This is a genomic window from Microbulbifer okhotskensis (genome assembly GCF_023895975.1).
Classification (GTDB): domain Bacteria; phylum Pseudomonadota; class Gammaproteobacteria; order Pseudomonadales; family Cellvibrionaceae; genus Microbulbifer; species Microbulbifer okhotskensis.
Genome location: NZ_JALBWM010000176.1, coordinates 1 through 5,026, shown reverse-complemented (window position 1 = coordinate 5,026; position 5,026 = coordinate 1). Strand labels below are relative to the sequence as shown.

At 44.8% G+C, this 5,026-nt stretch carries 5 protein-coding genes; 2 read left to right on the top strand and 3 right to left on the bottom strand.

Annotation, left to right across the window (positions count from 1 at the left end; genetic code table 11):
• Positions 1-612 precede the first annotated feature (612 nt).
• From MO867_RS20400 to MO867_RS20390, 3 genes are all read right to left on the bottom strand, one after another.
• On the bottom strand, positions 613-957 hold the full coding sequence (locus MO867_RS20400) for a hypothetical protein (protein ID WP_252472525.1): 345 nt from the start codon (positions 955-957) through the stop codon (positions 613-615).
• A 23-nt stretch (positions 958-980) separates the two neighbouring features.
• On the bottom strand, positions 981-1,244 hold the full coding sequence (locus tag MO867_RS20395; RefSeq protein WP_252472523.1) for a hypothetical protein: 264 nt from the start codon (positions 1,242-1,244) through the stop codon (positions 981-983).
• A gap of 547 nt (positions 1,245-1,791) precedes the next feature.
• Entirely contained in the window at positions 1,792-2,700 is a 909-nt protein-coding gene (locus tag MO867_RS20390) for a LysR family transcriptional regulator (protein WP_252472521.1), read from the bottom strand.
• A 151-nt stretch (positions 2,701-2,851) separates the two neighbouring features.
• Here MO867_RS20390 and MO867_RS20385 point away from each other — a divergent pair, with 151 nt between their 5' ends.
• A complete protein-coding gene (locus tag MO867_RS20385; RefSeq protein ID WP_252472519.1) occupies positions 2,852-3,871 on the top strand; it encodes an NADP-dependent oxidoreductase in 1,020 nt (339 codons plus the stop codon).
• 696 nt (positions 3,872-4,567) lie between these two features.
• Complete coding sequence (locus MO867_RS20380) at positions 4,568-4,975, top strand: DUF6962 family protein (RefSeq protein WP_252472517.1); 408 nt, start codon at positions 4,568-4,570, stop codon at positions 4,973-4,975.
• The last annotated feature ends 51 nt before the right edge of the window (positions 4,976-5,026 follow it).

Below are 5,026 nucleotides of genomic sequence, written 5' to 3'. Positions count from 1 at the left end.
TCTGGCCGTGGTTCCTACCTATTTCGCCCCCTAAAACTGTCCGAAGTATTGTTAAGGGAAGCAACATTCGATTCAATCTATGCCTACAACATACGCTGCTGAAAATCTTCCCGCCGGCCATGCCAAGCTTTTTGTGGCCAATATCTCAAAAAGATTAACGCGAATGGCTATTATACAATTAATGCGAGTATCATTCGGAGATTTGAAAGGTTGCGTTAAAATATTTAGATAATCCAGGCTGCCGAAAATACTGAGTACACTAGAGCGTAGGGCAGGCAGCGAGGGTGCGGTTGCGTGCAGCTCTTGCAAAGGACTAAGGCCATTCTCGGCAAGCTGCACCTAACATCTGCAGTCTTCAAGGTTCGAAGAGATATTACGGGATTTTTTAGAGGCTCCTTAATTCGTTGAAGGCCAGGGTATTGATGTATTGGGTGAAACCATGGGTTGAGGTGGTTGGTTACGACTACTGAGAACTCGGGTGCCTGATCGGTAGTACTTCAGGTATAGAGGGCATCTTCGGTATTTAATCGGTGTTCATACCTTATGTGGTTTTAACCAATTCCTATTCTTCTCTTCCACTGTTTGAGTAGGTGAGCTTCCAGGCTTATATTGCTACTTAATCTCGAAAAGCCCTAAGAGTAGATCACGACGGCCTATATCTTGTGTGTAAAATGTCCATTGATCATTATCGCCGCGTACGCCAAAAACACGGGCACAGGTATCATAATATGAAGTTCCTGCTTTCATCTGTTTTTTCTTGAATTTTGTACCTTTTTTCCCTGTTTTGGGGCCGCCAATGGATAGCCTCCTTACTCTTGTTACTTCAGGCGTGTTCACCTGGTTTTCCAGATCATCCCTCTGTGCGCTACCTTCAATCGTGCCACCTTTAGAAACATCGCCGGCAACATGAATAACCGTGACACTTTTGCTTTGATCGTCATGGTATTTGAAGGTCATTCGACAATTGCTGAGGTGAGAAGTTATAAAGTAGGGGGGCTGTTACTGTCCAGATTTACAGGTACGGCTTTTTGACGTGCCCAGGTTAGATAGGTTGCTTTTTTTCCTGAATTTTCGCTCTTCACCATCATTATCTTATTGGGCTTTACAAATTCAAAATCGAATCCCGTTTCATAAGCCCCAGCCTTAACATCAAACGCTTCTGTATTGAAATCAAGCTCATAAGTTTTGAAGGCTTGCTCTATATCGCTGTCTAGCAGGCTCAGGAACTCATCATAACTAGGCATATCTATCTCCATTTATTGTCGAACTAATTGAATCAATCGATTTATGGTCGCCTGTTGGGCGGGCAGATGTTTTTTTATAGTATCGGATAATTTAATTTATTTAATTATGAATGACGATATAAAGCCATCTCAGCGAAGTTAACATACCCATAGGTTTTCCACTACTGGAATCTGGGCGCCAATTTAAGTAGCTCGATTTTTATTGGGTTGTCGTGCAGATGTTTTTTAAATGCAGCAGGTTTTCAACTCTCAGTTAAATTTAGATTAATCAAATCCAACCGTTTAAATGATGCAATATCTACAGATTCGTTTCTATACTAGGGGTTTGTAGTAGCGCGATACTTTGGATGAGTGAGGTAGAGTCGTATAGAATTGAGAAGTTTCGAGAAGTTTCGAGAAGTTCCTAGGGTAGATAACATCCATGGTTTGTGGGATGCAGTGCAGAAAAATAGAATTGCATTTTTCTGCTAACTTATCGTGTAAGGAATATCAGTTTTTAATTTTTGAAGAATTTCGGCTATGAGTTGAGTAAATGGGTAGCCACCGTCTAGACGTCGCCGATATTTTCACAGATAAAATTCACACAGAGCTTTATTTTTGGAATTTGGTATTTGCTGCGTTCGTACAGGAGGAATATACCAATATCTCCACCGGGACTGACTGAGACTTTGCCCTCGCACGGTACTTGTATAAGTTCTCCGGAGTCCAGGTAATCACAGATGCTCCATGAAGGCACGCAGAACATTCCGCGATGGTTGAGTGTGGCAGCTGTCAGGGCTTTGCCATTGTTGCTGATTAGCTTGGGGGAAAGTTTGAGGAGTTCCCAGTTTTCATTGTTGCAAATATACCAGTCGATAATCCCCCGTGGCCCGCGATATTGCAAGGTGGCAAGAGATTCGATCGCGGATTTGCTTAGGGGTAGTTTTTGCTCCATATCGTGGATAAAGTGTGGCGTAGCTACCACGGTAAATTCATTATTGGACAGGCGCTTGGCTATAACATGCTCATTTGGTGCAAAACCGCCGCGAATAGCGATATCAATGGGATCTTTACCCAGCTGCGCTAAGTCATCGCTATAGCTCAGGTCGAATACAATATTGGGGTAGAGTTTGGCAAATTGTTCCAATAGGGGGGTTAGATGCTGCTCTCCAAACGTGGGGAGGCAGCTAATTCGTATCAACCCGCTGGGGGCTTCAAACGTTTGGCTTACTAGCTCATCGGCCTGCTCCAGCTGGCGCATGGCTTCACTTACCATCGAGTAATAAAGTTTACCCAGCTCTGTAACCTTGACCTGGCGGGTGCTGCGTTGTAGCAGGTCGATTCCTAGAGACTGCTCCAGATCCCGTACGCGTCGGGAGATGGAAGAGGCGGGCACGTCGAATTCTTCGGCAACAGCGGTAAAATTACAGAGTTCTGCAACCCGCTTAAAATAGCGTAATGCCCGAATTTTATCCATAGTGACCCTTTTTACACGAGAAGTTGCTAGTAAAATCCCTTAATTATTGTCTAAATGACAAAGGACTTCTATCCATATATGACTGTTTCCGGTAGTTAGTAGTCGGCATTATCACTTTCATTCTATGTTGAACTGATCGTCAGGAAGATTTATGAAAGCGTTGAGAATGGTACGTTACGGAGATATTGAAAGCAGTCTGGAGTTTCAATTTGCAGATGTAGCCAATCCCGGTGCCAAAGAGGTAGTGGTTCGTGTACGTGCAGCCAGTGTGAACCCCGTAGACAATATGGTTCTGCGCGGAGACTTAAAGTCGGTTCGCAAGGAAGTGTTTCCGGCGGGAGTTGGCAGGGACGTAAGCGGTGAAATCGTTACTGTGGGCGGGGAAGTATCGGACTATTGTGTTGGGGATCAGGTATTTGCTCGGGTTGGGGAGGAGCACGTAGGCACTATCGCTGAGTTCATTACCGTTGATGCATCGCACCTAGCGCCGAAGCCGGTGAACCTCTCCCACGAGGAGGCGGCGGCTATACCGTTGGTGGCACTGACCTCTTATCAGTCACTGATCGAAGTTGCCCGCTTGAAGTCTGGCGATAGAGTGCTGATCCACGCCGGTTCTGGTGGTATCGGCTCGATGGCCATTCAGTTGGCAAAATCCTTCGGTGCCTATGTGGTAACAACTACCAGTACGGCTAATGTTAGGTGGGTAAAAGAGCTGGGTGCGGACGTTGTTATTGATTACAAAAAAGAAGACTATCTCAAGCGAACATCTGATGTGGATGTCGTATTCGATACTTTAGGGGGGGAATATGCTTTGGATGCCTTTAAAGTTATTAAAACGGGTGGACGTGTAGTCTCTATCTCCGCTGCCCTTGACCCGCAGAGCGCTGAAGAGCTTGGCTTGGGCTGGTTTATCCGTAAAATTCTGGCTCTTAAATCGCGTAAGTTGATAAAAGCGGCCAAGGCTAAGTCTGGGCTTTACCGGATGGTTATTATGCAAGCAAATGGGAAACAGCTACGAGAGCTGGGAAATCTTTACCAGGATAATATTATCTCTCCGGTAATTGATAAGGTTTATCCTTTTGAGCAGAGTAAGGAGGCGTTTTCCTACTTGGCCACTGGTCGAGCCAAAGGCAAGGTGATTATTTCACTGGGGGAGCCGGCTATCAGGTAGTGTTCCCAACAGTTAAGTAAGTCGCTTCATAGCTTGGGTGTGTATTGAAAACAATAATCTTATATGCAGGGATTGATGATCGGACTATTGCCTGTTGTAAATTTCCCCCTGATTTTGGGTACGATTCATAACCTCATAAAGCGAAGAGGTAGAGGGGCAGACAAATACGCCCCCCTATTTACCTTACCCTTCAGTTGTATCTTTGGCTGTTTCTTCTTGTTTAAATATACATCCAAGTCATCCAAATGATTGCCCTAGCAGTGGCTTTCTCGCTTTTTGAAAGCTGTACTGCCTTCTTTTCACTTTTGCTCTTGATTCCTACTTTGATGCCACTGGCATGTATGCGGCAAATTAGTCGCTGACAGTAGTGACAAAAATGGTTTGGTAAAATATTGACGCAAGATTTCCCTTTGACATATTTTGCTTGCCTATGATAAGGCCAAGCCTAGGGAAGGGTTATCGCTTGGTTCTCGTGAGTCGTCTGATGGGCGATCCTCAGTACATTCTGCCGTACGGCAATCATCGGTAAGTTCGCTATTTTTAAGGGCCAATGTAGTTGAGCCTGCCCACTGTACCCCGGTGATCATTGAGTTCAAATTCTGCACATGACTTTACAGCTTTCCATACACACCGGCCGGCCCAGCTTAGGTTGCTCTTGGATCGTTATTATCTTCACTTTCAGTGTGTGAGTTTGCCATGAGCGGAATCGAGTTAACTCAGAACGAAATCCACCAAACAACGGCCATAACGGATCTTGGATTGGTACTGGTGGCAGCGTTTGGTGTGTTTTACCTCCTGAACTTTGTGAAGATAGTTTGCTGGAAACGATATGTTTGGATTCATTTTTTTCTCTTGACGTTCATCACTTCACTAACGGCCTCTATATATCACGGGCTTGTGTTGTCCCCAGTTATTCAAACCGGCATATGGTATGGGGTGCTTTTGTTATTTGGGTTGCTTATTTCAGCTTTTGTGTTGGCGGTTATTGCTGACTTGATGGGTGAGGCAGTCTCGCGGCGTGCTATCCCGGCAGTTTTTTCTATCTACCTGGTGACCCTTGCTATATCTCTATTCGTCAGCGATAAGTTCCTTGTTTTCTCGTAACTATTCAGTACTAACCTCAAAAAATTTGAATTTGTCCAATAAAAGCCTAGG

Bases quoted from the DNA above. Each gene is read 5' to 3' on its own strand.
- MO867_RS20400 (WP_252472525.1), bottom strand. From the start codon at position 957: ATGACCTTCAAATACCATGACGATCAAAGCAAAAGTGTCACGGTTATT.
- MO867_RS20390 (WP_252472521.1), bottom strand. From the start codon at position 2,700: ATGGATAAAATTCGGGCATTACGCTATTTTAAGCGGGTTGCAGAACTC.
- MO867_RS20385 (WP_252472519.1), top strand. From the start codon at position 2,852: ATGAAAGCGTTGAGAATGGTACGTTACGGAGATATTGAAAGCAGTCTG.
- MO867_RS20380 (WP_252472517.1), top strand. From the start codon at position 4,568: ATGAGCGGAATCGAGTTAACTCAGAACGAAATCCACCAAACAACGGCC.
- MO867_RS20395 (WP_252472523.1), bottom strand. From the start codon at position 1,244: ATGCCTAGTTATGATGAGTTCCTGAGCCTGCTAGACAGCGATATAGAG.